Annotated in this window: 24 protein-coding genes and 1 pseudogene; 5 read left to right on the top strand and 20 right to left on the bottom strand. The window is 62.7% G+C overall.

Annotated features, from left to right (window positions below; all coding sequences use genetic code 11):
• Window positions 1–19: 19 nt before the first annotated feature.
• The 17 genes from ACOOE1_RS21200 to ACOOE1_RS21120 all read right to left on the bottom strand — a co-directional run bounded on the left by ACOOE1_RS21200 (window position 20) and on the right by ACOOE1_RS21120 (window position 19572).
• The gene (locus ACOOE1_RS21200; RefSeq protein ID WP_420404188.1) at window positions 20–1267 is read right to left on the bottom strand and encodes an ABC transporter substrate-binding protein; all 1248 of its coding nucleotides are present in this window, start codon (window positions 1265–1267) and stop codon (window positions 20–22) included.
• 33 nt (window positions 1268–1300) lie between these two features.
• Window positions 1301–2119 carry an ABC transporter ATP-binding protein gene (locus ACOOE1_RS21195; protein ID WP_338532332.1) on the bottom strand — a complete coding sequence of 273 codons (819 nt, stop codon included), beginning with the start codon at window positions 2117–2119 and terminating at the stop codon, window positions 1301–1303.
• Window positions 2120–2126: 7 nt separating this feature from the next.
• The gene (locus ACOOE1_RS21190; protein WP_338532333.1) at window positions 2127–3200 is read right to left on the bottom strand and encodes a branched-chain amino acid ABC transporter permease; all 1074 of its coding nucleotides are present in this window, start codon (window positions 3198–3200) and stop codon (window positions 2127–2129) included.
• A gap of 4 nt (window positions 3201–3204) precedes the next feature.
• On the bottom strand, window positions 3205–4092 hold the full coding sequence (locus tag ACOOE1_RS21185) for a branched-chain amino acid ABC transporter permease (RefSeq protein WP_420404187.1): 888 nt from the start codon (window positions 4090–4092) through the stop codon (window positions 3205–3207).
• Entirely contained in the window at window positions 4093–6015 is a 1923-nt protein-coding gene (locus tag ACOOE1_RS21180) for an AMP-dependent synthetase/ligase (protein ID WP_420404186.1), read from the bottom strand.
• Complete coding sequence (locus tag ACOOE1_RS21175; protein WP_420404185.1) at window positions 6008–6826, bottom strand: ABC transporter ATP-binding protein; 819 nt, start codon at window positions 6824–6826, stop codon at window positions 6008–6010. Before ACOOE1_RS21175 ends, ACOOE1_RS21180 begins: the two co-directional genes overlap by 8 nt.
• A gap of 27 nt (window positions 6827–6853) precedes the next feature.
• Window positions 6854–7708, bottom strand: a complete 855-nt coding sequence (locus ACOOE1_RS21170; RefSeq protein ID WP_420404184.1) for an SDR family oxidoreductase — start codon at window positions 7706–7708, stop codon at window positions 6854–6856.
• A 107-nt stretch (window positions 7709–7815) separates the two neighbouring features.
• Window positions 7816–8982 carry an acyl-CoA dehydrogenase family protein gene (locus ACOOE1_RS21165; protein WP_420404183.1) on the bottom strand — a complete coding sequence of 389 codons (1167 nt, stop codon included), beginning with the start codon at window positions 8980–8982 and terminating at the stop codon, window positions 7816–7818.
• Window positions 8979–10196 carry a CaiB/BaiF CoA transferase family protein gene (locus tag ACOOE1_RS21160; RefSeq protein ID WP_420404182.1) on the bottom strand — a complete coding sequence of 406 codons (1218 nt, stop codon included), beginning with the start codon at window positions 10194–10196 and terminating at the stop codon, window positions 8979–8981. The genes ACOOE1_RS21165 and ACOOE1_RS21160 overlap by 4 nt, the downstream gene beginning before the upstream one ends.
• Window positions 10197–10464: 268 nt before the next feature.
• On the bottom strand, window positions 10465–11070 hold the full coding sequence (locus tag ACOOE1_RS21155) for a biotin transporter BioY (RefSeq protein WP_420404181.1): 606 nt from the start codon (window positions 11068–11070) through the stop codon (window positions 10465–10467).
• A 75-nt stretch (window positions 11071–11145) separates the two neighbouring features.
• Entirely contained in the window at window positions 11146–12312 is a 1167-nt protein-coding gene (locus tag ACOOE1_RS21150) for an acyl-CoA dehydrogenase family protein (RefSeq protein ID WP_420404180.1), read from the bottom strand.
• Window positions 12309–14324: an acetyl/propionyl/methylcrotonyl-CoA carboxylase subunit alpha gene (locus ACOOE1_RS21145; protein WP_420404179.1), complete on the bottom strand. Its 2016-nt coding sequence runs from the start codon at window positions 14322–14324 to the stop codon at window positions 12309–12311. Before ACOOE1_RS21145 ends, ACOOE1_RS21150 begins: the two co-directional genes overlap by 4 nt.
• Window positions 14309–15106, bottom strand: a complete 798-nt coding sequence (locus tag ACOOE1_RS21140) for a crotonase/enoyl-CoA hydratase family protein (protein WP_420404178.1) — start codon at window positions 15104–15106, stop codon at window positions 14309–14311. The genes ACOOE1_RS21145 and ACOOE1_RS21140 overlap by 16 nt, the downstream gene beginning before the upstream one ends.
• Before the next feature lie 9 nt (window positions 15107–15115).
• A complete protein-coding gene (locus tag ACOOE1_RS21135) occupies window positions 15116–16714 on the bottom strand; it encodes an acyl-CoA carboxylase subunit beta (RefSeq protein ID WP_420404177.1) in 1599 nt (532 codons plus the stop codon).
• 2 nt (window positions 16715–16716) lie between these two features.
• Window positions 16717–17349 carry a TetR/AcrR family transcriptional regulator gene (locus ACOOE1_RS21130; RefSeq protein WP_420404176.1) on the bottom strand — a complete coding sequence of 211 codons (633 nt, stop codon included), beginning with the start codon at window positions 17347–17349 and terminating at the stop codon, window positions 16717–16719.
• Window positions 17350–17532: 183 nt separating this feature from the next.
• A complete protein-coding gene (locus ACOOE1_RS21125; protein ID WP_420404175.1) occupies window positions 17533–18363 on the bottom strand; it encodes an SDR family NAD(P)-dependent oxidoreductase in 831 nt (276 codons plus the stop codon).
• A gap of 24 nt (window positions 18364–18387) precedes the next feature.
• A complete protein-coding gene (locus ACOOE1_RS21120) occupies window positions 18388–19572 on the bottom strand; it encodes a lipid-transfer protein (RefSeq protein WP_420404174.1) in 1185 nt (394 codons plus the stop codon).
• Window positions 19573–19856: 284 nt separating this feature from the next.
• Between ACOOE1_RS21120 and ACOOE1_RS21115 the strand changes: the two genes are divergently transcribed.
• On the top strand, window positions 19857–20468 hold the full coding sequence (locus ACOOE1_RS21115) for a transferase hexapeptide repeat family protein (protein ID WP_420404173.1): 612 nt from the start codon (window positions 19857–19859) through the stop codon (window positions 20466–20468).
• Between the two features lie 164 nt (window positions 20469–20632).
• Here ACOOE1_RS21115 and ACOOE1_RS21110 read toward each other — a convergent pair whose 3' ends face one another.
• A complete protein-coding gene (locus tag ACOOE1_RS21110) occupies window positions 20633–21061 on the bottom strand; it encodes a winged helix-turn-helix transcriptional regulator (RefSeq protein WP_420404172.1) in 429 nt (142 codons plus the stop codon).
• 115 nt (window positions 21062–21176) lie between these two features.
• Between ACOOE1_RS21110 and ACOOE1_RS21105 the strand changes: the two genes are divergently transcribed.
• From ACOOE1_RS21105 to ACOOE1_RS21090, 4 genes are all read left to right on the top strand, one after another.
• On the top strand, window positions 21177–21584 hold the full coding sequence (locus tag ACOOE1_RS21105; protein WP_420404171.1) for a DoxX family protein: 408 nt from the start codon (window positions 21177–21179) through the stop codon (window positions 21582–21584).
• Window positions 21585–21710: 126 nt separating this feature from the next.
• Window positions 21711–22469: a DODA-type extradiol aromatic ring-opening family dioxygenase gene (locus tag ACOOE1_RS21100; RefSeq protein ID WP_420404170.1), complete on the top strand. Its 759-nt coding sequence runs from the start codon at window positions 21711–21713 to the stop codon at window positions 22467–22469.
• A gap of 35 nt (window positions 22470–22504) precedes the next feature.
• Window positions 22505–23398, top strand: a complete 894-nt coding sequence (locus tag ACOOE1_RS21095; protein ID WP_420404169.1) for an SDR family oxidoreductase — start codon at window positions 22505–22507, stop codon at window positions 23396–23398.
• A gap of 23 nt (window positions 23399–23421) precedes the next feature.
• A complete protein-coding gene (locus tag ACOOE1_RS21090; protein ID WP_420404168.1) occupies window positions 23422–23910 on the top strand; it encodes a luciferase family protein in 489 nt (162 codons plus the stop codon).
• Window positions 23911–24260: 350 nt separating this feature from the next.
• Here the strand turns inward: ACOOE1_RS21090 and ACOOE1_RS21085 are convergent.
• Window positions 24261–24545, bottom strand: a pseudogene (locus ACOOE1_RS21085) (transposase); the annotation flags it as partial.
• A 280-nt stretch (window positions 24546–24825) separates the two neighbouring features.
• Window positions 24826–26433 (bottom strand): acyl-CoA carboxylase subunit beta, encoded by a 1608-nt coding sequence (locus ACOOE1_RS21080; RefSeq protein ID WP_420404167.1) that lies wholly within the window; start codon window positions 26431–26433, stop codon window positions 24826–24828.

Genomic DNA, 26433 nt, shown 5'->3' with positions numbered 1-26433 from the left:
CAGCCTGCACCTGCTTACATCAATTGCCGTCGAACTTCGACGAACTCTCCTTAACAACCTCCCAGACGACATCCTGATATGCGGCAATCCAGTCGGTCTGCGGCACCCATGTGGCCCCGTCCCACATTTCGATGCGCGTGCGACCGCCGCCGCCATGATCTTCCGCCGTTATGGTGATCGGCGCCATCAGGCCGTTTGCGTCAAATTTCTCTATCGCCTCCAGCCCAGCCTTATAGGTTTCGGCGGTGATCGGATGGCCATGCAGCGATACCGCCTGACGGGCCGCTTCGAACACGATCGAATACATCGCCAGGCCGGTGTTGTAGAAAACGTCCCGCGTCTTTTCGACCGGGCCATTCCCCTTGTCCTTGTCGTAAAGCTCGGACATGATTTCCTTGTAGAGCGCGATGTCCTGACCGCCCACCACATTCGTGCCGCGCTTGAGCCCCTTCGCCGCCGCCGCGCCGATATTGGAGATATCCACCTCGTTGAGCCAGTTGACCGAGATGTATTTCTCCATCGGAATGCCGTTACGTTTCATTTCCTTTGACGCAACCACATGCGCACCGCCGAGCATCCAGCTGATGATGTGGTCGGGCTTGTCCCGGCGCACTTTGGACCAGACCCCCGCCTGGTCGTTGCCAGGCAGCGGAACCGGATAAAGGATCAGCTCGAATCCTTCCTTCTCCGAAAGCGTCTTGAGAATCTCGATCGGCTCCTGCCCGAAGGGATAGTCGAAGTAGACGAAGCCAACCTTCACACCGGAAAGATCTCCGTCGTGCAGCTGCTTGATATAGGCGATGTCGTTGGCCGCCTGGCCCCAGTAGGTCGGTCCGACCGGGTAGACCCAGTTGAACACCGTGCCGTCGACGGCGTCGCCTCGCCCGACTAGCGATTGCATCAAGATGCGCTGGTCCTTCATGGCGCGCGGCAAGATCGCCAGCGACACCGGTGTGGACAGCGTGTCGAAAACAAACACGCCCTCGCGCTTTAGCTGTTCGTAGCATTCGACACCGCGCTGCGGCTCATTGCCGTGGTCGCGCACGATCACCTCCACCTGCGCTCCATCGATCCCGCCTTTCCTGTTGACGAGATCGGCAAGATCGAGCGCCGCCTGCGAGACCTGTGGCGTAGCGAAGGTGTAGGCCTTGCTCAGATCGTAGCAAACGCCGACTCTGAACGGTTCGGGATCCGCCGCCTTGGCGGAAGCCGACAGGAGGCCTGTGGCGAGCAAGGCCAAAGCCAGTGTTCTTCCAATCGACTGCATTTTCTCCTCCCGGTCTTGCTTGGAAAAATCGAGTCAGCTCAGCCAGCGTTTGCGCCGGCTGTAATGTTTGATGTCGTGGAAATTCGTGCCCGGACCACCGCCCAGATAGAACTCCTGAATGTCTGAATTCGCTTTCAATGCCTGCGCCGTGTCATGCATGACAACGCGGCCATTCTCGATCAGATAACCGTCCGACACGATCTCCAATGCCGCGAGTGCATTCTGCTCGACCAGCAAAACAGACAGCCTCTGTTCCTTGTTGATCTTCTTGATGATGCTGAAAATCTCAGCCACCAGGAAAGGCGCCAAGCCTAGACTCGGTTCATCGAGCATCAGGAGCCGGGGCTGGGTCATCAACGCGCGACCGATCGCCAGCATCTGCTGCTCGCCGCCCGAGAGATATCCCGCCTGGGAGTTCTTCCGTTCAGCCAGCCGCGGGAAGTACTCGTAGATCCTCTGCTTTTCCGTTTTCAGCGTGGCCCGGTTCATCGCCATCGGCGCTGCCGCTTCGAGGTTTTCATCAGGCGTCAGATGCTCGAAAACACGACGGCCTTCGATCACATGGCAAATCCCCATCTCCACGCGCTGCTGCGCGGGCAAATCCGTGATCACCGAACCGTCGAAGCTGATCTCGCCGCGACTGACGCGGCCGCGCTCGGCCTTGAGAAGGCCGCTGATCGCCTTCAACGTCGTACTCTTGCCGGCCCCGTTTGACCCGAGCAGGGCTACCATTCCTCCTTTTGGGACCTGGATGGAGACCCCTTTGATCGCCAACATGACGTTGTCATAGAGGACCTCGATACTGTTCATCGACAGGATGTTGGCTGCTGCTTTTTCGGGAGCGTGGGTCATTTGCGGCCTATTTCTTGAGTTGATCAAAGGGCCACACCATCAGGTAGTCCCGGATGTTGCCATAGAGCTTGCCCAGTCCCAGCGGCTCGATCATCAGGATGATGATGATGAGCGCTCCGTAGACCGCGTTCGGGATGTGGGCCAGGGTTTCGATATTCAGCTGCAGCCCGAGCATCGACGCTCCTCCCGCCACGATGCCGTTGACGATGCCGGGCATCAGCAAGATGAGCGCAACGCCAAAATAGGTGCCGATGATGCTGCCGAGGCCGCCGACGATGACCATGGCCAGAACCTGGATCGATACGGCGACCGAGAACTGCTCGGGCGCGACGAGGAAAAGGAACGTGACGACAAGGATCGCTCCGCTGACCCCGCCGATGAAGGAAGAAGCCGCGAAGGCAACGATCTTGTAGTAGAAGCTGTTGACGCCGAGAATGGCCGCCGCATAGTCCTTTTCGCGCACGGCTATCAGCGCGCGGCCCAGGCCGGTACGGCGCAGGTTCAGCATGAAGACCGTCACGAGCAGGCACCAGCCGAAGGCGACATAGTACAGGCCCGCATCGGAGCCGATCGGCTGGCCCAGTAGTGCAAAAGTGGGGGCCTGCAGCGAAGCATGTGAACCACCGGAGATTGCCGGCGAGTGGGTCAGCACCCAGTCCATGACGAACTGCATAGCCAGCGTCGTCAGGGCCAGGTAGAGTCCCTTTACCCGCAGCGCCGCAAAGGCGAACAGGCTGCCAATCACCGAGGCGGAAATCCCGCCGATCAGGAGCGCGAACTCCCAGGGCACGCCGAACCTGGCCGCGTGAACAGCGGAATACGCGCCCACGGCCATCACCGCCGCATAGCCGAGATGCAGTTGGCCGGCCCAACCCGTCACCAGGTTGAGCCCGAGCGCCGCTGCCGTCCAGACAAGCCATGGCAATATATAGCTGTTGAGATAGAGCGACCCGATAAGGAATGGCGCCGCCAGGCCGAGCGCCAGGAAGAACAGTGCGACACGCCTGTCGGCCGGCACCTTGTAGAGCCGACTGTCGGATATGTAACTGGTATGATGGACACCAGAGAGCCGGTAAAACATCGCATCAGACCCTTTCGATATCCTGACGGCCAAACAGGCCGTGCGGCCGAAGCATGACCGTGAGAATCAGAACTGCGGCCACGATGAGGTCACGGCTGCCACCGCCCACCAGCGGATCCAGGTAGGCGGACCCGACATTCTCGATGACGCCTAGAATGACACCCGCGAGCACCGCACCGAATATGCTGTCAAGCCCCCCCAGAACCGCTACGGTCAGGCCCTTGAGCAGCAGGAGCGACAGGGACTGATCGACACCCTGGATTTCACCCCATATGATGCCTGCCGCCACGGCGACGACGGAAGCGAGCCCCCAGGACCGGCCCACGCCCTGCTCGACGGAAATGCCCACGGACCAGGAGGCCATGTAATCGTCCGCTATCGCGCGCAGGCGGGTACCTTGGCGAGTACGGAAGAATATGACGAAGACAACGAACGATATCACCGCCACGGCCGCGCCAACCAGGTGGATGCGGCTGATCAGGATCTCGCCGAGGAAGAGGGGGTCGTAACTGACGCCGAGCTCGACCGAGCGCGAGGTTCCACCCCAGATCGCAAGCGTCGTGCCACGCAGGAAAATATCGATCCCCAAGGTCATCATGAGAATCATCACGATCGGCCGCCCCGCAAGCCGACGCAATGCGACCCGCTCGATCCCCATGCCGAGACCGAACATCGCGACGCCGGCCAGCGGAATCGCCGCCCAGAGCGGAAGGCCCGCATCGCGGGCCAGCGCCAGCACGACATAGGCTCCCACCATGGTGAGCCCGCCCTGCGCGAGGTTCGGCACGGAAGAAGCCTTGTAGATCAGTACCAGGCCGATTGCGAACAGTGAGTACAGCAGCCCGGTGAGAGCTCCATTTACCGCGAGTTCGGCAAGGAAAATCAGTTCCATCTAAACCTCCCTAATTGGGAGGGTGCGTTCGACCCTTCCCGTCTCACCTGTCTCGTAGGTCACGACGGCGCTGACATGGACGTCCTTTGATCCGTCATAAAGCGCCGCGATTACATTCTGGTAGCGGTCCTCGACCACCGTTCGGCGCAGTTTGCGCGTGCGCGTGATCTCTCCGTCGTCGGGATCAAATTCCTTGTGCAGGCTGACGAACTTTTTGAGCTGCAGAGGCTCGGGGAGGGCTTTGTTGACGCGCAGAAAGGCCTCACGCAGCAGCGGGGCCACCTCTTCGCGCTGGGACAGATCGGCATAGGACACATACGGTACGCCATTCACTTCGGCCCAGTGACCCACGGCATCGAAGTCGATGCACACCATTGCCGTCAATTCGTCGCGGCCGGCACCGATCACCGCCGCGTCCTTTATGTATGGACTGAACTTCAGGCGGTTCTCGATGTAATTGGGCACATAGCGTTCACCGGCTTCTGTGTGCATCACTTCCGCAACGCGGCCAAGCACCACGAGATGGCCATCGTCTTCGAGATAGCCGGCATCGCCGGTATGCAGCCATCCAGCCGAAAGCGTTTCAGCCGAGGCTTCGGGCTTGTTGTAGTATCCTGCGAAAACGCTGTCCGACTTCAGGAGGATTTCGCCATTGTCGGCGATCTTCACCTCGACCCCCGGGGCAGCCTTGCCCACGGTGTGGAGACGCACCTCATCAGGCGCCTGGATCGCGTTGATGGCACTGTTCTCCGTCTGACCGTAGAGTTGGCGCAGCTTGATCCCGAGCGCTCGATAGAATACGAATGTGTCCTCTCCGATCGCCTCCCCGCCGGTGAAGGCGTTCTTCAGGCGGTGCATGCCGAACTGGTCCTTGATCGGGCCGAAGACGAGCAATTCCCCAAACACCCGTCCGAGCCACTCGAGAGCGCCGTGGTCCTTGCCGTTCAGCTTGCGCCGCTCGGCAGCAACGGCCCGGTCCATGAAGAAATGATAGAGGCGCTTCTTCAGCGGCGTCGAATTCTCGATGCCGACCTGAATGGTGGTCAGGATATTGTCCCAGCTGCGTGGCGCGGCCAGATAGAATGTCGGCGCGATTTCTCGCATGTCACGCAGCACGGTTTCTTGTCGTTCGGGCACGTTGACGGTGAAGCGCAGCAGAAGCGCGGCGGCTACCGTGATGGCATAGTCGCCCACCCAGGCCATCGGCAGATAGGCCAGCACCTCGTCTCCGAAATCGAAGGCCCCGGCGGCATGGCCGTTGCGCGCCGCCGCCAACACGTTCTTCTGGCTCAGCACGACGCCTTTGGGCTTGCCCGTCGTGCCCGACGAATGCAGGAACACCGCCGGATCGTCGGGCTTCGCCCGACCAAGCAAGTCCTCGCGCAGCCCCGGCTCGCCGTTGAGACGGTGGCTGCCGATCTCGACGAGATGCTCCCAGGACATCAGCCCGGGCGCCTCGTAGAAGCCGAGGCCCCGGGCATCGTCATAAACGATGTGCTTCAACTGCGTGGCCCCGGCGTCACGCAGTTCCAATATCCTGTCCACCTGCTCCTGGTCCTCGGCGAGAGCGGCTACGACCTTCGCCTCCTCCGCGAAATGCTGGAGCTCTTCGAGTGTGGTGCCCGGATAGGCGGGCATTGCGTAAACCCCGAGCGTGGCCAGCGCCAGCATTCCGCAATAGAGGCGGACACGATTGTCGCCGAGAATGAGCACCGCGTCCCCCGGCTTCAGACCGAGCCCGTCGAGGCCGGCCGCGCAGGCCAGCACCTCTTCCGTGTATTCAGCCCAGGTGGTTGCCTTCCAGATCCCACGCTCTTTTTCACGCAATGCGATGTCGCTGCCGTGTTCGGACGCGTTCCGCATCAGAACCGAGGCGATGGTTTCACCCGCGATCGTCAGGCTTTGTCTGCGGCTCTCAGCCATGCGCGCCCCCGATATACGCCTCAACGACGCGCGGGTCCTTGACGACCTCCTTCGGAATCCCGCTGGCGATCATCTCGCCATAGTTGAGCGCAAGCATCCGGTCACAGATACCGGTAATGACGTCCATGTGGTGCTCGATCAGCAGCACGCTTATGCCCCGTTCAGCTCTCGCGTCGAGAATGAAACGGGCCATATAGCCCTTCTCCTCCTGGTTCATGCCCGCCATGGGCTCGTCGAGTATGAGAAGATGAGGTTCCGCGACCAGCGCCCGCGCCAGTTCGACCCGCTTCTTGAGGCCGATTGGAATACCGTCCACGAGCTCGTTGCGGATGCTTTCGAGCTGGAGAAATTCGATCACCTCCTCGACCACCTCACGGTTCCTGATCTCGCTCGGTCGCGCCACCCACCAATACAGCGCAGTGGGAAGAACTCCGGGCTTCATGTGGATGTGGCGCCCCAAAAGAATGTTCTCGAGCACGCTCATGCCGTTGAAAAGTGCGAGGTTCTGGAAGGTCCGGGCTATGCCAAGCTTGGCTACCTTGTGCGGCGCGGTGCCCGTGATGTCCTTGCCATCGAGACAGATTGCGCCCTTGTTCGGCGGATAAAAACCGGTGATCGCGTTGGTCACCGTCGTCTTTCCGCTCCCGTTCGGTCCGACGAGGCCGAATATCTCGCCCTTATGAATACTGAGGTCCACCCCGCTAACGGCAACAATACCGCCGAACCGACGTTCGATCCCGCGGCACTCCAATACTGGAGGAGCTTTGCCGTGTTGCTGCTCTCCGGTGAAATTGTTGGCCATTTCTTTCATGTCGCCGTCGAAGCTCTTGTTCTGGTATCACGCGATATGGAAATAGTCGGGCCGGCCTGTCGGCCAGGGATCGCCCCACAGCTGCTGCCCGCCGTCCACGTTGAGCACTTCGCCAGTGACGAACTTGCCGGAGGGTGCGGCCAAATAGACCACCGCCTCGGCGACATCCCATTCGTCGCCGGCGTGACGCATCGGGTTGGACTCCTCAAACGTCGCCGCTCCCTCCTCGGGATATCGCGCAAACCCGGTGCTTTCGCAGCATCCCGGCGCCACGCAGTTGACGCGGATATCGTGCGGGGCCCATTCGACGGCCACCGATTTGGACAGGTAGATGACCCCGGCGCGCGCGGCGCAGCTATGTGCGATCCCAGGCATGCCGCGCCAGATATCCGCGACAATGCTCACGATGGCGCCGGGACGCCCGGCCTTGACCCAGTTCCGGGCCGCAGCCTGCATCATCCACCAGGTGCCATTGAGGTTGGTGTCGATGACGGCGTTCCAGCCTTTCGGCGTGTAGTCAAGGGCGGGCTGCGGAAACTGTCCGCCCGCATTGTTCACCAGAGTGTCGAACCCGCCGAAATGGTCGCCGACGCCATCGACGAAATTCTGCACCTGTTCGGGATCCCGGATGGTCATGGGACGAGCGAGCACCTGCCCGCCAAAGCCACGCAGGAACTTCGCGGCTTCTTCGAGCTTTTCCGGGTTCCGCCCGTTGATGGCGAGATCGGCCCCAAGACGGGCGAACAGGGTGGCGATCGCCAGGCCCAGCCCGCCTCCCGCGCCGGTCACGACAACGGTTTTTCCCGAAAACAGCCCATCAACATAGACCGTTGGATGATCGCTCAGTCGTTCACGGGAAAACCCGTAACCGGCTTCCGGCATTGACGTTCCTCCCAAAACGGACCGGACTGTTGTCCTTGATCCGGTTAAACCTAACGCACGTTAGAAAAATAGGCAACCCCCAACTCTGGAATGGCTTCGCTCCGGATTCAGTACGATTTGGGCAGACCCAGCGCCTTCTCGGCGATGAAGGACATCAGCATCTGAGGCGTGACCGGCACGATGTGAAAGAGAATCGCTTCGCGCACCAGCCTCTCGATGTGATATTCCTTGGCGTAGCCGAAGCCGCCAAATGTCATCTGCGCCGTTTGCGTCGCCTCGACCGCGGCTTCGGCCGCCAGCAACTTGGCGGCATTCGCCTCGACCCCGCAGGGTTCGCCCGCGTCATAAAGCGCTGCGGCATGCATTACCATCAGGTTTGCAGCCTCAACCTTCGCCCAGGCCTTGGCGAGCGGGTGCTGCACGCCCTGGTTCTGACCGATGGGGCGTCCGAAAACCTGCCGCTCCTTGGCATAGGCGGCGGCGCGTTTTAGGGCGATCCGGGCAATGCCCACGCATTCCCCGGCCACGAGGATGCGCTCGGGATTGAGCCCGTGCAGGATCTGCCTGAAACCCTGTCCTTCCTCGCCGATCATGTTCTCCGCCGGGATCGGCAGTCCATCGATGAACAGTTCGTTCGAGTCGACCGCCTTGCGACCCATCTTCTCGATCTCGCGCACATCGACGAAGGTCCGGTCCAGTTCGGTATAGAAGAGCGACAGGCCCTCGGTCGGTTTTGCCACCTCCTCAAGCGGCGTCGTGCGCGCCAGAAGCAGGATCTTGTCGGCCACCTGGGCGGTGGAAATCCACACTTTTTGGCCATGCACGACGTAGCGATCGCCCTGCCGCACCGCGCGCGTCTTGAGCCGGATCGTGTCGAGGCCTGTCGTCGGCTCGGTGACACCGAAACAGGCCTTCTCGCGCCCTTCAATCAGAGGTGGCAGCATCCGTGCTTTTTGCTCCGCGCTGCCGAAGACCACGACCGGGTTCAGTCCGAAGATGTTCATGTGAACGGCCGAGGCCGCGCTAGCACCGCCGCCAGACTCGGCAATGGCCTGCATCATGATCGTGGCTTCGGTGATCCCGAGGCCGGCGCCTCCAAACTCCTCCGGCATGGCAATTCCCAGCCAGCCGCCGTCCGCCATCGCCCTGTGCAGGTCGTGCGGAAAGCCACCGTTGCGGTCGCGTTCGAGCCAGTACGCGTCATCGAAGGCTGCACAGATTCTCAAGATCGTATCGCGGATATCCTGCTGCTGTTCGGTCAGCCTGAAACTCATAGCATTTCCTCCCCGGCAGGACCAATTGCGATCAGACCTGCCTTCGCCAGCCCTTCGATGGCCGCCTTGTCATAGCCGAGCTCCTGCATGATCGCTGCGGTATCCGCGCCGGGCCGCCGACCCAACCAGGAAACGCTACCCGGCGTATCACTCAGACGCGGCACCGGGCCCACCACCTTCGTCACATCGCCTTCGACCGAAACGATATCGCCGCGATGGGCGATCTGCGGATGGGCCACGATGTCCTCGGCGCCCAGCACCGGCGCGGCCACTGCGTCATGGCGCGCGAATTCCGCCTCGACCTCGGAAAACTCCCTTGCGATGATGAATTCGTTGAGCCGGTCAAAGATCTCGCTCATATGCGCCGAGATTCCCTCCATCGAGGCAAAACGCGGATCCTCGGCAAAACTGTCCCCGCCCACCGCGCGCAACAGCCGTCTGGCCGTCTCCGCGCCTCCGGCCGAGACGGTCACCCAGACTCCGTCCTTGGTGCGGAATGTGCCGCCCGGCGCAAAATCCATCGGCTGACGCAGCCCGTTGCGCATTGGCGAGACGCCTGCTCCGGTCAGAGCGGGAATATGATAATCGATCAGCCGCAACAAGGCTTCGAATACCGCCAGATCAATGACCTGACCGCGAACCGTGCCCCTCTCGCGGGCGAAAAGAGCGATCATGACGCCCAGGGCTCCCATCAGCCCCGTCGTGCTGTCGGCGGCGGGGAACCCGGGATGCATGGGCGAGCCTTCGGCGAAGCCCGTGAGGTGCGCCAGGCCGCTCATTGCCTCGGCGGCGCGCCCGAAGGCCGGCGTCTTGCGCATCGGCCCATCCTGTCCGTAGCCCGACACCCGCAAGATCACCAGGTCGGGGTTCCATTGATGCAGGACCTCTGGCCCGATCCCCGCCCGCTCGAGCACGCCGGGACGGAAATTTTCCACCAGAACATCCGCACTTTCGACCAGCTTTTCCAGAACCTCGCGCCCGCGATCGCTCTTCCAGTCGAGCGCGAGGATTCGCTTGTTGCGGGCAAGCGTCTTCCACCAGACGCCGACCCCGTCCTGCGCTTTCGGGCCCAGTTCGCGCATCATGTCGCCTCGGCCGGGGGCTTCGATCTTGATCACCTCGGCACCGAAATCCGAAAGAAGTGCTGCCGCCAGCGGCCCTGCGATCACATGGCCAAGTTCAATAATCCGAATATCGCCGAGCGGCATCGCCATGTCAGCCCTCCTTGGTCCTCACGACGGCAAGCATAATCTAACATATGTTAGATTTGAAGGAGGAGTCTACGCGAAGGCCGCAAGAAAGTGATGGGGCGAAGCGGGCGAGGCCCGGATCGCCCGTTCACTCGATGGGCCACCTCCCCGGCTGGATAAAGCCGTTCAGCGGCATTTCGGCCAGGACGCCACAAGGCGAAAGCCATCGCCCTCGAAACGCGGACACCGTCTTTGGTCTCCGCATCGTTCGCGGTCGAGAAGGGACGCTCCATTATTTCTTCTCGGGCTTTTCTCCCGATATGTGTCCAAGTCCCGGAACGACCATGGATGCGGCAATGAAAAGCAGACCGGCGAGGGCCGATTTGACCAGGTCACCCAACAGAAACGGATAGAAGCCGGCCGTGAGGAGGCGCTCGCCATAGCCGGTGAAGACGCCCAGCCATGCGAGCCCGGGAACGTAGATCAGCGCACTTGCGACGACGGCAACTGTGACCGCCCCCGGGATTGTCTTGGCATATCCTTTTCTTGCCAGCCATCCAGCCGCAAAGGCCGATATCGCAAAGCCGGCAAGGTAGCCGCCCGTCGGCCCGGCAACATATGCCAGGCCAGAAGGCGCCGGTGGCGTGCCCGCGAAGACCGGAAAGCCCGCCAGCCCCTGCAGGATATAGGCAATGACGATGCCAGAACCGCGGACAGGTCCGAGGAACAGGCCAAGCGCGACGACCACCAGGGTCTGCAACGTCATCGGAACTGGATAGAACGGAACTTGCGCCTTCGCAGACGCCGTCAGAAGTATCGTACCGGCGATCAGGATGAGCGCCTCGCCGAGCAATGTCGCGACGACATTCCGTCCCACAAATACCTTGTTGTTATACATCTTGCTGACTCCTTTCATGATTTGGGCTCGGATCTTGGAGAGTTTTCGTTCAGAGGTTGGGGCTCAACTGGCTGTTCACATGCGCTTGGCGACTTCTTCGAGCATCACCTCGGTCGCGCCCCCGCCGATCGCCTGCACACGAACGTCGCGCGACATGCGCTCGACCGGATTTTCGCGCATGTAGCCCATGCCGCCATGGAACTGCACGCAGTCATAGAGCACGCTGTTGGCCAGCTCGCCGCAATAAGCTTTCACCATCGACACCTCGCGCACGCATTCAACGCCAGCCGCGTCGAGCCGCGCGGCGTGATAGACGAGCTGCCGACCCGCCTCGATCCGTGTCAGGCAGTCGGCAAGGCGCTGGCGGGCGACCTGCTTGTTCCACAAAACGCCGCCGAAGGCCTTGCGCTGCTTGACATAGTCCACGGTCATGTCCAGCGCGGTCTGCGCCTCGGCGCAGGCCATCGCGCCCAGCACGATCCGCTCGTTCTGGAAGTTCTTCATCACCGCATAAAAGCCGCGGTTCACCTCGCCCAGGACGTTCTCGGCCGGCACGCGGACATCCTCGAAAATCAGCTCGGCCGTATCCGAACACAGCCAGCCGGTCTTGTTCAGCGCCCGGCCGACCGAAAAGCCCGGTGTGCCCTTTTCGATGGCGAACATGGTGATCCCGCGCGAGCCCTTGGCATCGGGGTCGGTCTTGGCGGCGACAAAGTAGAGATCGCCATGCACACCGTTGGTGATGAACATCTTGGTGCCGTTCAACACCCAGTCCGACCCATCCTGCACGGCGCGGGTGCGCATCCCCGCAACGTCCGAGCCCGCGCCCGGTTCGGTCACGGCGACGGCGGTGATCGTCTCGCCCGCGGTGATGCCAGGCATCCAGCGCGCCTTCTGCTCGGGTGTGCCGGCGTTCTCCAGATGCGGCGAGGCCATGTCGGTATGCACCAGCACCGTGGCCGAGAACCCGCCGAAGGTGGACCGGCCGACCTCCTCGGCCAGCATCACGCTCGACATGACATCGAGCCCGGCGCCGCCATACTGTTCGTCATAGCGCATGCCGAGAACGCCGAGCGCGCCCATCTGGCGTAGCACCTCGCGCGGAACCATGCCCTTCTCTTCCCAGGATTCACCCTTGGGCTTCACTTCGGTCTCGATGAAGCGCCGCAGCTGAGCTCGGATCATTTGGATATCCTCGCCGAACGGGTCGCTGGCCGCGGCGATGGTCTCGTGTCGGGTCATGTCCTGTCCTCCGGATCGAGTCTCACCAGGGGCGCGCCACCAGCGATCGTGTCGCCCGGCGCGCAGTAGATCTCGGCTACCAAGCCCGCGACGGGCGCGGGCAGGCCTTGCAAGAGTTTCATCGCTTCGAGCACCACGAGCGTTTCACCCTTGTTCACCCGGTCGCCGAGGGCTACGCGAATCTCGGCCACCGCGCCGGGCATGGGAGCTCTCAGCGTGTCGGCGCCGCCGGCCGCGCCGGAGGCGCGTTGCAGGTGCCGGTCCTCGAGCGTACGAAGTGGCACCATCATGATGCCTTCCGGCGCCGAAAGATGCACCTGCCAGCGGTGGCCGGACCGCAGCACATGGGCACGGCGGGCGAAGGGGGTGCAGTCCGCCCGCCCGGTCAGACGCTGAGCGGTCAGGCGCGCACCTTCGACACCAAGCCCGGTGCGATCGGGTAGGATTACCTCTAGCCGCGTTCCCTGCCCTGCGACCCTGATCGGGGTGTCGGCGTCATCGCTCCAGTAACAGGCCGCGCCCGCCCGCCCCGCAGCGCCGGTCAGCCGCCAGGCGCCAAGGCTCTGCCAGGGGGTGTCCGGCGCGGGCGCAAGATGCAGGTGCAGGGCCAGCGCGGCCAGAGCGCGGGTTTCGTCGTCGGGTACGGGGGCGGTCCAGCCGCAGGGAAACATCTCGGCCAAACCGGCAGTATAGTGCGCCACGGCGACGAAGTCGGCATGTGCAATCAGCGCTCGCTGAAACGCCAGGTTCACTCCCACTCCACCGATCGCAAAGTCATCGAGCGCCGCGACCGCCTTGCGGATCGCCTCGTCACGGTCCGCACCGTGGATGATCAACTTGGCGAGCATCGAATCGTAGTGATGTCCCACGACCGATCCTTCTTCCACCCCGCTGTCGAGCCGCACGCTCCCCGGCGGCGCCCAGAGCGTGATCGTCCCGGTTTCGGGGCGGAAATTCTCGGCCGGGTTCTCCGCGGCAAGGCGGACCTCGATGGCGTGGCCGTCAAACGAAACCTCCTCCTGCGCAAACCCCAGCGCCTCGCCACGCGCGATACGCAACTGCCATTCCACCAGGTCGATACCGGTGATGGCCTCGGTCACTGGATGTTCCACCTGAAGGCGGGTGTTCATCTCCAGAAAGTAGAATTCGGCCCGCGCGGGGTCGTACAGGTATTCCACCGTGCCTGCCGAGCGGTAGCCAATGGCCCGCGCCAGCCGCACGGCGGCATCGCGCATGGCCGAGCGCAAAGCGTCGGGGATATCGGGGGCGGGCGCTTCTTCGATCAGCTTCTGGTGGTTGCGCTGGAGCGAGCAGTCGCGATCGCCCAGATGCAGCACATGGCCATGCGCATCGCCCAGCACCTGCACCTCGACATGGCGGGCGCGCGGCGTGTAGCGCTCCAGGAACACCGTCGGATCGCCAAAGGCGCCCTTCGCCTCGGCCCGCGCAGCGGCGATGGCCTCGCCTGCTGCGCCGGGATCGGTGACAAGCCGCATTCCGCGCCCGCCGCCGCCGGCGCTGGCCTTGACCAGGAAGGGCACGCCGAGTGCCTGCGCCTCCTTGAGAAGCAGGTCGTCGGACTGATCGGCGCCGCGATAACCGGGCAGCACCGGCACGCCGGCGGCCTCGGCCGCGGCCTTGGCCTCGATCTTCGATCCCATACGCGCAATGGCCTCGGGCGAAGGCCCGATGAAGACCAATCCGGCTTCTTCCACGCGCGCCGCGAATTCCGCATTCTCCGACAGAAACCCATAGCCTAGATGGATCGCGCCTGCTCCGCTGGCGCGCGCCGCCTCAAGGATGGCGTCGACCTTCAGATAGCTTTCCGCCGGGGCGGCCGGGCCGATGCAGACGGCGTGATCGGCCTCAGCCACAAAGGGCGCGTCGCGGTCAGCCTCGGAGAAGACGGCCACGGCTTCCAGCCCCAGCTTCCGGCAGGCGCGCTGGATCCGGCGGGCGATCTCGCCCCGGTTGGCAATCAGGACGCGGGTGAAGCTCAACTCACCCGCCATGAGGGCGTGTCCTTGTTTAGGAAGCTGTTGATCCCCTCGATGCCTTCCTCGGTCTCCCAGGCGTCGGCGAGACGGTCGGCGGTATAGATCATGCTGTCTTCGAGCCCGTGGCTCGCGACATAGGCGATCAGCCGCTTGGTGTCGGCCACTGCCCCGGGCGCGGCCTGCAGATGGGCCTGGACGACGCGCTCCACCGCCTCGTCCAGCGCATCCGGCGCGACCACCTCGGTCAGCAGTCCGATCCGTTCGGCCCGCGCCGTGTCGAAGAGGGCACCTGACAGCATCGTCTCGCGCGACGCCGCCTCGCCGATGCGCGCCACCACGTAGGGCGAGATGTTGGCGGGCAGGAGGCCGAGCCGCACCTCGGTCAGGCCGAACCTCGCGCCCTCGGCGCCGATGGCGTAGTCGCACACCGATATCAGGCCGACGCCCCCGCCATAGGCCGGCCCGTTGATTCGCCCGATCAGCGGCTTTGCCAGCGTATCGAGCCGGCGCAAGAGCCGAGCGAGCGTGGCACTCTGTTCCACCCGTTCCGCGCGGCTCTTTTGCACGTTTGAGGCGAACCAGTTGAAGTCGCCCCCTGCGCAGAAGCTCTTGCCCGCCCCCGTCAGCACCACGATGCGCACCGCCTTGTCCTCGGCAAGCGCCGCCGCCGCATCGGCGAGGTCCGAGATCAGCGCCGCGTTGAGCGAATTGTGCTTGTCGGGGCGATTGAGGATCACGGTGGCGACGCCGCGCGCGTCCACGTCGATCCGCAGCGTTTTATAGCGGTCGTGAACCATTGACTGTCCTTACATTCTGAAGACGGGCGTGTGACGCCCCGAATCTGGAACCGAGGTTACTATCGCCAGGCACAGGCCCAGGATATCGCGGGTCTGGCCAGGCTCGATCAGGCCATCGTCCCACAGCCGCGAGGTGGCGTAATAGGGGTCGGACTGTTTGGCATATTGCGCGCGCACCTCGGCCTCGATCCGTTCCAGATCGGCCTGCACTTTCGCGGGGTCTCCGCCCTTCGCGCGCCGCAGTTCCAGCATCACATTCGAGGCGATGTCGGCCGACATGGTTGCCAACTCCGCTGTGGGCCAGGCGAATAGAAACCGTGGCGCGAACCCCCGGCCGCACATGCCGTAGTTGCCCGCCCCGTAGGAGCCGCCCACAATCACCGACAGCCGGGGCACCTTGGCCACCGACATGGCGTAGACCAGCTTGGCGCTATTCTTGGCGATGCCGCCGCGCTCGGCCTCGGTGCCGACCATGAAGCCGGAAACGTTGTGCAGGAACAGAAGCGGAATGTTGCGCTGGTCGCACATCGACACGAACTGCGCGCCCTTGAGCGAGCTGTCGGAGAGAAGCGCGCCGTTATTGCCGAGGATTCCGACGCGGTAGCCGTGGATGCGGGCGGTGCCGCAGACAAGCGTCTCGCCCCAGCTCGGCTTGAATTCGCGGAACTCGCCCGCATCGATCATGCGCAGCAGAAGCTCTCGTACATCATAGGGCTGCTTGCGGTCGGCGCTGATAACCCCCAACAGCTCTTCGGGATCGTGCAGGGGCGCGGCGGCGGGTGCATCCGGGGCCATCGTTCGCTTGAGGCCCAGATTGCCGACGATGTCGCGCATCAGCGCCAGCGCATGGTATTCGTCTTCGGCCAAATGGTCGCTTACGCCCGAGACGCGAGTATGCATCTCGGCCCCACCCAGCGTTTCGCCGTCCACCTCTTCATTGATCGCGACCTTGACGATGGAAGGGCCGCCAAGATGAATGCGCGCATTGTCGCGGACCATGATGACCTCGTCCGAGAGCGCCGGAATGTAGGCACCTCCCGCCGTGCAGCCGCCGAAGACGGCCGAGATCTGCGGCAGGCCGGAGGCCGACATATTGGTCTGGCGGTAAAAGGAATTGCCGAAATGACGGGCATCGGGGAAGACCCGGTCCTGCTCGGGCAGATAGGCGCCCCCGCAATCGACGAGATAAAGACAGGGCAGACGGTTTTCCGCCGCGATCTCCTGCGCGCGGATGTGCTTCTTGACGGTTTCGTGATAGAAGGAGCCGCCTTTTACCGTGGCGTCGTTGGCGATCACCATGCAAGGCAGGCCGTGCACGATGCCAATGCCCGTGACGATCCCGGCGCCGGGCACGTCTCCGCCGTATTGTCCGTAGGCCGCCAGCGAAGAAAGCTCCATGAAGGCGGTGCCTGGATCCACCAGCAGGTCGATTCGTTCACGGACCAGAAGCTTGCCGCGGCTGCGGTGGCGTTCGACCATGTCGGGGCGCCCACCCGCGGTTGCCGCGGCGATCCGCGCACGCAATGTCTCGACGCGGGCTGTCTGTGCAGCGTGATTGCCCCTGAAGGTTTCCGAGCCGGCCAATACGGCCGACGTGAGTTCAGCCATAATCAGACTTCCCGCTGTTCCAGTATTCCATTGAGAAAGACGTCGGCATACGTCGAGGCCAGTGCCTCTACGCTGCCGCGTTCGGGGTCGAACCACTCCAGCGTTGCATTCAGCGCGCCGATGAGCATCAGGCGCAGCCGGCGGATATCGACGTTGCGCCGCAGGGCGCCGTCCCTCTGGAGCCGGGTCAACAGATTATCCCACTCGGCCTCGTAGGCCCGGCGCGTCGGCAGATTGGCATCGCGCACGGATTGCGGCACCTGCCCGAAAATCCGCACATTGGCCGAAGAGTAGTCACTGACATCCAGCAACGCGCGCAGATGTGCCCTGATCGCGGCCCGCAGAATGGCGGCGGCAGCGGCGCCATCGGGATGCCCCAAAACAGCTTGACGCATCTTTTCGTGGACGGCCCTGATACCCGCATCCAGAATTGCCACGACAATCTCATCCTTCGAGCCGAAATGATAATAGATGCTGCCCGCCTTGATGCCCGCCGCCTCGGCGATCTTTCTGAGCGAAACCGGGCCATAGCCCTGTTCGCGAAAAAGCCGCGCCGCAACATCCAGTATGCCGTCGCGCCCGACTGGGCTGCGAATGGAAGCAACTGAAACTGTTTTTGAAGCGCGTTCGGCCACGGAGGATCCAGCTCGAGCCCCTTGCATAACTAACACTTGTTAGGTTATTTCCATGGCAGTGTCAACCGTGCTTCAAGAGTTCATTTTGCGTCAGCCTTTCAAGGGAATAGCCGGTATGCGTACCGCCCGGCCGCAATGTCGGCGGTGTTCAGACCCCGCCATGCGGGCTTGCGACCGCATAGGTCAGATGGTGAAGCCGCCCCCGCAGATCACATACTGGCCCGAGATGAAATTCGATTCCGGCGAGCAGAAAAGATAGACGGCACCAGCCGCTTCTTCGGGCGTACCGACCCGGCCCAGCGGGATCATCCGCTCCATTTGGCTGAGCAGGTCCGGGTTGACGCCGACCTTGATCTCCCTGTTCCCGACCGTGATCGTGTTGCCGCCGTCGGCGCTGCCCTCGGTCAGACGGGTTCGGATCGGTCCAAAGGCCACTGCGTTGACGTTCACTTTGTAGCGCCCCCATTCCTTCGCCATTGTCCGGGTCATGCCCAGGATTCCGGCCTTGGCGGCGGAATAGTTGATCTGGCCGGCATTGCCTCCGGTGCCGGCGATCGAGGAGATGTTCACCACCTTGCGGAACACCTCCTGCCCGGCGGCCGCCTCTTCCTTGGCCTTGGCGCTGATCACCGGCTGGGCGGCGCGCAGGATCCTGAAGGGCGCGGTCAGGTGAACGTCGATGATCGCCTGCCACTGTTCATCCGTCATCTTCTGAACGACGCTGTCCCAGGTGTAGCCTGCGTTGTTCACGATGATGTCCAGCCCGCCAAAGCTGTCCATGCCCGTCTTGATGAAACGCTCTGCAAAGCCGTCCTCTGTCACGCTTCCGGCGCAGACCACGGCCTCGCCCCCGGCGGTGCGGAGCGCCTCGGCGGTTTCGTTGGCCGGCTCGGCATCCAGATCGTTGATGACCATGCGCGCGCCTTCCGAGGCCAGCTTCAGCGCGATTTCGCGTCCGATGCCCCGGCCCGAACCGGAAACCAGGGCAACGCGGCCGTCGAGTTTACCAGTCACGATCTCTCCTCCCGGTTCAGTTCGTCAGGCTTTTTCATAAAGTGTGGTCACACAGGCACCGCCGAGGCCAAGATTGTGCTGAAGCGCCAGGCGCGCGCCGTCGACCTGGCGCGCCTCGGCCTGACCACGCAACTGCTGGACAAGCTCGGTGCATTGGGCAAGGCCGGTCGCCCCAAGCGGATGGCCCTTGGACAACAGACCGCCCGACGGGTTGGTCACGTATTTGCCGCCATAGGTGTTGTCGCCATCATCGACAAACTTCGCAGCCTCACCGCGCCCGCAGAGGCCAAGCGCTTCGTAGGTGATCAGCTCGTTGTGGGCAAAGCAGTCGTGCAGTTCGACGACGTCCACATCGTCGGGCCCGATGCCGGCGGCCTCGTAGACTTGATCGGCGGCGCGCTTGGCCATCGAGTACCCGACGACCTCACGCATGTCATGGGCGTTGAAGGTTTCCCGGCCGTCCGTTGTCATGGCCTGCGCTGCAATGCGGACCGAGCTGTCGAGACCGTGCTTATCTGCAAATTCCTTGGAACAGATGATTGCCGCGGCCGCGCCACAGGTCGGCGGGCAGGCCATCAGCTTGGTCATCACGCCGGGCCAGAGGACCTGAGCCGCCATGATCTCTTCCGGCGTCACTTCCTGCCGGAACAGGGCAACCGGGTTCTTGGCCGCATGCCGACTGGCCTTGGCGCGGATCTTGGCGAAGGTCTCCAGCGTGGTGCCGAACTCTTCCATATGCGCCTTGCCCGCACCGCCGAAATACCGCAGCGCAAGCGGGATGTCGGCATTGCCCACCAGGTTGTCGGTTTCTTCGTCAAAGGTGGCAAAAGGGCTGACCCGATCGCTGAACACCGCGCCGATGGCGCCCGGTTGCATCTGTTCGAAACCCAGCGCCAGAGCACAGTCCACCGCGCCGCTTTCGACCGCCTGGCGCGCCAGGAACAGCGCGGTCGAGCCGGTCGAGCAGTTGTTGTTGACGTTGATGACGGGTATTCCGGTCATGCCAACCCGATAGAGCGCGCGCTGGCCGCAGGTGCTGTCGCCATAGACATAGCCGGCATAGGCCTGCTGAACCTTGTCGTAGTCGAGTCCGGCGTCTTCCAGCGCCGTGCGCGCGGCCTTAGCAGCCATCACGTCGTAGCTTTCAGACTTGCCCGGTTTCTGAAAGGCCACCATTCCAACGCCTGTGACATAGGCTTTGCCGTTCATGTCTCTCTCCCGCTTTCCATCCGCCACGTTCCAACGCCGGCGCCGGACCATTTTCTACCAGTTGTTAGATTTTAACACCCTGGAAGGAACGCCTGTCAACATCGCCCCCGCGTGACGCCATGTACTTGCCCGGTTTTCTAACATGTGTTTGAATTATTCGGCAGGGCGCCTCAAACAGTTGAGCGTGCAAGTTTCCGGAAAAATCGTTGCTCGGGGGGATTTTGGGAAGATGCGCGTTTGGTTCCCGCAACTACGGATGCCCGCGACGGGAAATGGAGAGTTGGATGGGGAATAGCTATAGTTTCAAAGGATTTGTGCCGGTCGTTCCCGAGGATACGTTCGTTCATCCCCAGGCAGTGCTCATAGGAAATGTCGTTCTCGGCCATGGCTGTTATATCGGACCCGGAGCAAGCCTGCGGGGCGATTTTGGCAGGATCGAGATTGGTGACGGGGCCAATGTACAGGATAATTGCATCATTCATTCCTTTCCCGGCCGAGCAGCGATCGTCGAAACCGATGGGCATATCGGCCACGGTGCGATCCTGCATGGCTGCATCGTCGGTCGAAACGCCCTTGTCGGAATGAACGCAGTCATCATGGACGGTGTGGAGCTCGGCGCGGAATCGATTGTCGGTGCGCAGGCGTTTGTCCGGGGTGAAATGGTGATCCCGCCGCGCTCATTGGTCGTTGGATCACCGGCCAAGGTGATCCGTGCAGTCACCGAGAAGGAAGTCGCGTGGAAAACACGGGGAACGGCCGAGTATCAGGAACTCGCGCGCGCCTGCCTTGCCGGATTGACACCTGTCGAGCCGTTGAAAGCGGTCGAAGCCGACCGCCCGGACGTAGAGCCATCGGATATTGTACCGTTGCAGGAGGCACGGGATAACCCGACCTGAGCCCGCACCGAAACCTTACCGACGCGAGCCTCCGCCCCAGCCGGAGTGAAAGTGGCACGCCGTGCCCCGTGCAAACATAGACATTTGGCAGTGACTAGGTGAGGGAGACACCCCCGGCACCGATGCGAGATCAATCGCGGCAAGCGAGCGGAGGTATTGCCAACTCACGAACGATCTCTTGCCTGGTTTCCCCTCACCCGTCGGGGCTTGCAGACAAGGCTCGCTTGCCGGATTTGCGCATTCTGAACGGCATCCGGTCCATTGCCTTCAAAGACCCCTTCAGCCTTCCACCGATCCGCGATTTCTCCGAGCGAGTCCAGAACGCTTCGCAGGTCGTCGCCACGCTGCGTCAAGCCATAGGTCACCGCAGGCGGGATCGTTTCCGCCTGTTCCCGCCATATGACCCCGGCGCCTTCGAGCATCCGCAGGCGTTCGGTCAGCATTCGCGTCGATATCCCCGGCACGGAGCGTCTCAGCGCTCCGAATCGTTGCGGCCCTTTGTCACTCAGAACCCAGATGATGTAGGTCGTCCACGGCCCCATGAGCAGACGCAGGATCGAGTCCATCGGGCACTGTGGCGGCGTCTTGGGCATCGGTGTCCACTCCCTGGCGCTGCGGTTACTTTTCCGTTCCTACTTTGATTTCCGCTGTAACTCAACTATTCTCGACCGAGCGGGAAACATTCAATGCAGGCAAAGAGACGATGGCATGAGCGACAGGGCGATACGTATCACTTATTGGATTGCAACCGCGTTCGTCGCCCTGGTCTATCTGGGAGGGGCGATCTTCTACATCATGGCCAATGACATGGTGACGGGGATGTACGAAAACGTGCTCGGCTACCCGACCTACCTGATCTGGCCGCTTGCCGCTGTGAAGATCGTGGCCGCGATCGTTATACTCTGGCGTCCCTCGGCTTTTCTGACTGACTTCGCTTATGCCGCGATGTTCTGGCACCTTCTTCTGGCGGTATCCGCGCATGTGAGCGCGGGCGACCCCGGCTGGTCCCCCGCTCTTTTGGCTCTGGTCGCGCTTTTGGTTTCCATCCTGACACAAAACCGCGTCCGCGCGGTCAAATCGCCTCATGGCAATGTGATGAGAGGACAACAGGCCTGACAGGCGCTCCGGCTGCACAGTCTTGCGCCTCGAACTTCAGCATTTCCGTCAGGCCGGGAAGGGCAATCAGATATGACTCGCATGCCAACGGTGTTCATCCCTCATGGAGGCGGTCCCTGCTTTTTCATGGACTGGAACCCGCCGGATGAATGGGACCGGCACCGCCAGTTCCTACAGAGCCTGCCCGGTACGTTGCCCGAGCGTCCGAAGGCGCTCTTGGTAATCTCGGGTCATTGGGAGGAGCGTGCGTTCACCATTCAGACGAACCCCGCCCCGCCGCTTCTGTTCGACTATGGCGGTTTCCCGCCTCATACCTATGAACTGACCTGGCCCGCCGCTGGTGATCCTGTGCTGGCCGACCACGTTCATGATCTAATCCGTGCGCGCGGTCTACCGGTGGCGAAAGACGCCGCGCGCGGCTTTGACCACGGCGCGTTCGTGCCACTCAAGGTCGCCTTTCCCGACGCCGACGTTCCCTGTATTCAACTGTCGCTTGCCAGCGATCTGCATCCTGGACGCCACATCGCCCTTGGTCAAGCCTTGGCGCCTCTGCGCGACGAGGGCGTGCTGATCATCGGCAGCGGCAACACCTATCACAACATGGGGGTGATGATGCGCAGCCTGCGCGGCGGGCCGCGAGGCGACACTGTCGGCGGCGCGTTCGACGGTTGGCTGACCGAGGCGGTGACCTGCCCGGATGCCGGGGAACGGAACCGCAGGCTGACGCACTGGTCCAAAGCCCCGGGCGGCCGCGATGCACATCCGCGCGAAGAGCACCTGATCCCGCTGCATGTCGTAGCGGGCGCGGCGGGCGCCGATATCGGCCGGAAGACCCTGGAAGATCACGTTCTTGGTGCCGTCGAAAGCGCCTTTCGGTTCGGTTGAAATCAAACGCAAGAACGCAAGAGGAGCACCACATAATGCCCAATTCCATCAAAGGCCCCTTCATCGTGACCGGCGCATCCGGTCAACTCGGCGGTCAGGTCATCGAAGCCCTTCTCGAGGAAGGGGCCGAACCCCTCGTCGCGGTCACGCGCTCGCCGGAGAAGCTCGAGGCGCTTCGGGCGCGAGGCGTCGAGATCCGGGCGGGAGACTTCAATGACCCGGCCACGCTTGGGCCGTGTTTCGCCGGCGGCGGCCGGCTGCTGATCATCTCGACGGACGACCTTGCGCCGGGCAAACGGTTCGCCGCGCACCGCAACGCAATCTCCGCCGCCAAAGAGGCCGGCGTGTCGCACATCGTCTACACCTCGCTCACCAATCCGGACGAGGTCAACCCGATCGGATTTGCAAGGGACCACCGCGAGACCGAGGCGTCAATCAAGGATACCGGAATCTCCCATACGATCCTGCGGAACTGCCTTTACGCCGATCTCTTGCTGATGAACGGCCCACAGGCCGTCGGCGCGGGCGCCCTTTATTCTGCGGCGGGTGACGGCAAGGCGGGTTATGTCACCCGTGCCGATTGCGCCCGCGCCGCTGCCGCGGCCCTATTTACCGAGACCGGTTCCTCGGTCCGCGATATCACCGGGCCCGCGGCCGTCGGCCAGGCCGACATTGCCGCGATCCTGTCCGAGGCCACCGGGAAAGAGATTCCCTATGTCCCGATCACGCGGGACGCCTTGGTGGCCGCGATGGTCGGGAATGGCCTGCCGGAGTTCATGGCGGATGTCTTCTCGTCCTTCGACGTCGCCATCGCCGAAGGATGTCTGAATGTCGCCTCGGGTGACGTGGAAGAACTGACTGGGCAGAAGGGGCAGTCGGTTCGGGACTTTCTGCTTGCCAACAAGGCCGTTCTGATCGGTCAGGGATAAACGACACTTACGGAGGCTCTGTCGTGCTGAAGATACCACCACGCGAGGGGCCAAGGCCCAAGACCACGCCTTGCGCCCCGCATACGCAGATCAGTCAGAACCCGGATGCACGGTTCCATCGGGCGTTCAAGGACAGGGCTTTCGATTTTCCTTTTGTCACGCGCCAGCCCTCGATGACCTCTGTCCCGGGCGCCGAGGCGCTGTGCCTCGAACATGGGCACGGCTGCGGTTGCCGCAAGGCGTTCATGATCGGCAATGAGTTCGCCCATGTCCATCCGCCGCAGGACGGCAGCCTGCACATGATGCTGCCGGAGGAGGCCGTGCCGCAGATCGTCGATCTGGGCTGGGCGGAGCCGCATCCGATGGCGACGGCCGGCATGATCCCGTCAACCGCAGTTATGGTCTACGGCCCCCGAAACCAGGTGGAGATCGAAACGGTTCTCGAACTCCTGCGCCTGTCCTATGACTTTGCCTGTGGCAAGCTCGGGCGGGTCGACAGCGTCGTTCTTTGACGGAAAGAACCGAGCGGAGCTTGCTACGATAGATCGTCGATCCGCTTGCGCCGACAGTCCTTTCGATCTCCTTGTCGCTGGCCGCCAGCGTCGGTAGCCGCAGGATTTGCGCCCGCTTGAGCCCGACGGACCGAATGCTTGCCGCCGCTGAGAAGGGCTGTGTGTTCGCACGCTGCGCTCGCCTTGGCTGAGTTCGAGCCGCTACTAGCGCGATCCTCTCACTGCGTCGAGAGTTCAGGCACCTTTTAGTTTTATCAGGACGACGAGGCAGGGTGGGCCTCATTCGGGCACAAGCGCCATCGGCGCCGCGGTGAGCGGCGGTGTTTGTTCGGCGACGTCTCCTGTTTTTGTTACGGGAAAGGTTCAGGTCCGGAGGCGTCAGTGGAGGGCGCGGTGCGTATTCGGGCATGCGCCAGGGCAAATACGTCGGCATAGGGGACAGGCTGACGCCATCGCCACCTTGATGCGGCGCTCCGAGACGCGAAACTGTGCGCCGATCTTTAGGAGTTCCGGAGTTCCGGGAGGATGGTTCGGTGGCCCGGGCCAGCGGCGTCTGGGCAAGGCCTAGCCTAGGCGGCATAGGGCACAGATCCGGAATGGGCAAAGGAGGCAAGCCAGAGGCGCAGTTGGTTGGCGGTCGAGCTGGCATTGTTTGGTGCGGCTCATTCGGCGGACGCCGGCGTCGCGCGCAGGATCGAGATGCTCGTCGAACCCGAGGAGGTGCCAATCTTACGCTGATCTTCCCAACCCGACACCAATCCCTGTGCAGCGGTACTGGCAGATCCTGAACCGGCAGAACAAACCAGCTGTCCGATCGGATTATTTTGGTGCGTGGCCGCTGATGAAGGTGGATGTTCAATCCCACAGGCGTGCATATTCGAGCGAGAATGGGTTTTCATCGCACCGGCTACCGTGTCACAGGCGGAATATCCCGTAGTGCGGATCGTCAATTGGAGCATTAAGTGCAGCAGAGATCGACATCGCCAAAGCATTTCTGGTGTCGACGGGATCGAGGATGCCGTCATCCCAAATCTCGGAGGTTGAGGTATAGGCCTCCACGTCGCGCTTGTAGCGCTCCAGCACCGGTTCTCGGATCGCGGCGATCTCCTCATCGGTCAGTTCTTTGCCATCGCGTTGAAGCTGCCGGATCTTGACGTCGGCCATGGTGTTGGCGGCCTGGTCGGCACCCATCACGCCGATCTCGGCCTGCGGCCACATGAACAGCGTGCGCGCGTCCCAGGCCCGCCCGCACATGCCGTAATTACCCGCCCCGTACGAGGCATTGGCGATCACTGTGAATTTTGGCACGACCGAGCCGCCCTGCGCCATGAGCATCTTGGCGCCGTCCTTGGCGATACCGCGCTCTTCATACTCGCGGCCCACCATGTAGCCGGTTATGTTCTGGAAGAAGACCAGCGGCGTGCGGTTCTGGTTGCAAAGTTGCATGAAATGCGCAGCCTTAAGCGAGCTGTCGTTGAACAACACCCCATTGTTGGCCAGGATCCCCACCTTGTAGCCCCAGATATGGGCAAAGCCGCAGACAAGCGTGGTGCCGTAGTCGGGCTGGTATTCGTGGAAGCGTGAGCCGTCCACGATCCGCGCCAGCACCTCGCGCATGTCGAACTGGGTTTTCCGATCCTTGGGGATGATCCCATAGAGCTCCTTCGGATCGTAGTACGGCTCCTCGCAAGCCGCGGTCTCGATGATCGTCTTGGGTATCCGCCTCCACTGGCTGACAATCTCGCGCGCCAGAGAAAAGGCATGCTGTTCGGTTGCGGCGCGATAATCGCCCGTGCCCGAGACCGAGGTGTGCATGACTGCCCCGCCAAGTTCCTGAACGCCGACTTCTTCGCCGGTGGCCGCCTTGACCAGCGGCGGACCGCCCAGAAAGATGGCGCCTGTGCCCTCGATAATGATGTTGTAATCGCTCAGCGTTGGCACATAGGCGCCGCCTGCGGTGCAATGCCCCCCGACCACTGCGATCTGGGGGATGTTGGCCTGGCTCAGCTTGACCTGGTTGCGAAACACCCGGCCGCCCAGATACCTGTCCGGGAACACGCCGTGTTGGAGCGGCAGGAAGCCGCCGGCGCTGTCGCAGATGTGGATGACCGGCAGGCGGTTCTCCAGCGCGACATCCAGAAGCCGCACGATCTTCTTCACGGTCAGCGGATACCAGGCTCCGCCCTTGACGCTGGCATCGTTGGCATGGATGGCGACTTCGCGCCCTTGTACGATTCCGATGCCCGTCACCACGGCGGCACCGGGCACCGCGCCGTCATATTCGCGACATGCGGCGAGGGTGGAAAACTCCAGGAAGGGGGTGCCGGGGTCCAGCAGCAGCTTCAGCCGCTCGCGCACGCCCAGTTTGTTCTGGCGTGCCAGGCGGTCGATGTCCCGTTGGGGCCGCTCGAAACGCGCCGCCTGCTGGCGGGCGTGAAACTCCTTCAGCCGTGCGGACATGGCGGCGAAGTTTGCCTTGTAGTCGGGGGCGTTCGTGTCGATCTGGCTTTCGATCCGGCGCAT

It is taken from the genome of Nisaea sp., assembly GCF_965216895.1.
Lineage (GTDB): Bacteria > Pseudomonadota > Alphaproteobacteria > Thalassobaculales > Thalassobaculaceae > Nisaea.
The sequence above is the reverse complement of the archived record's forward strand: the minus strand, read 5'-3'. Positions and strand labels throughout refer to the sequence as shown.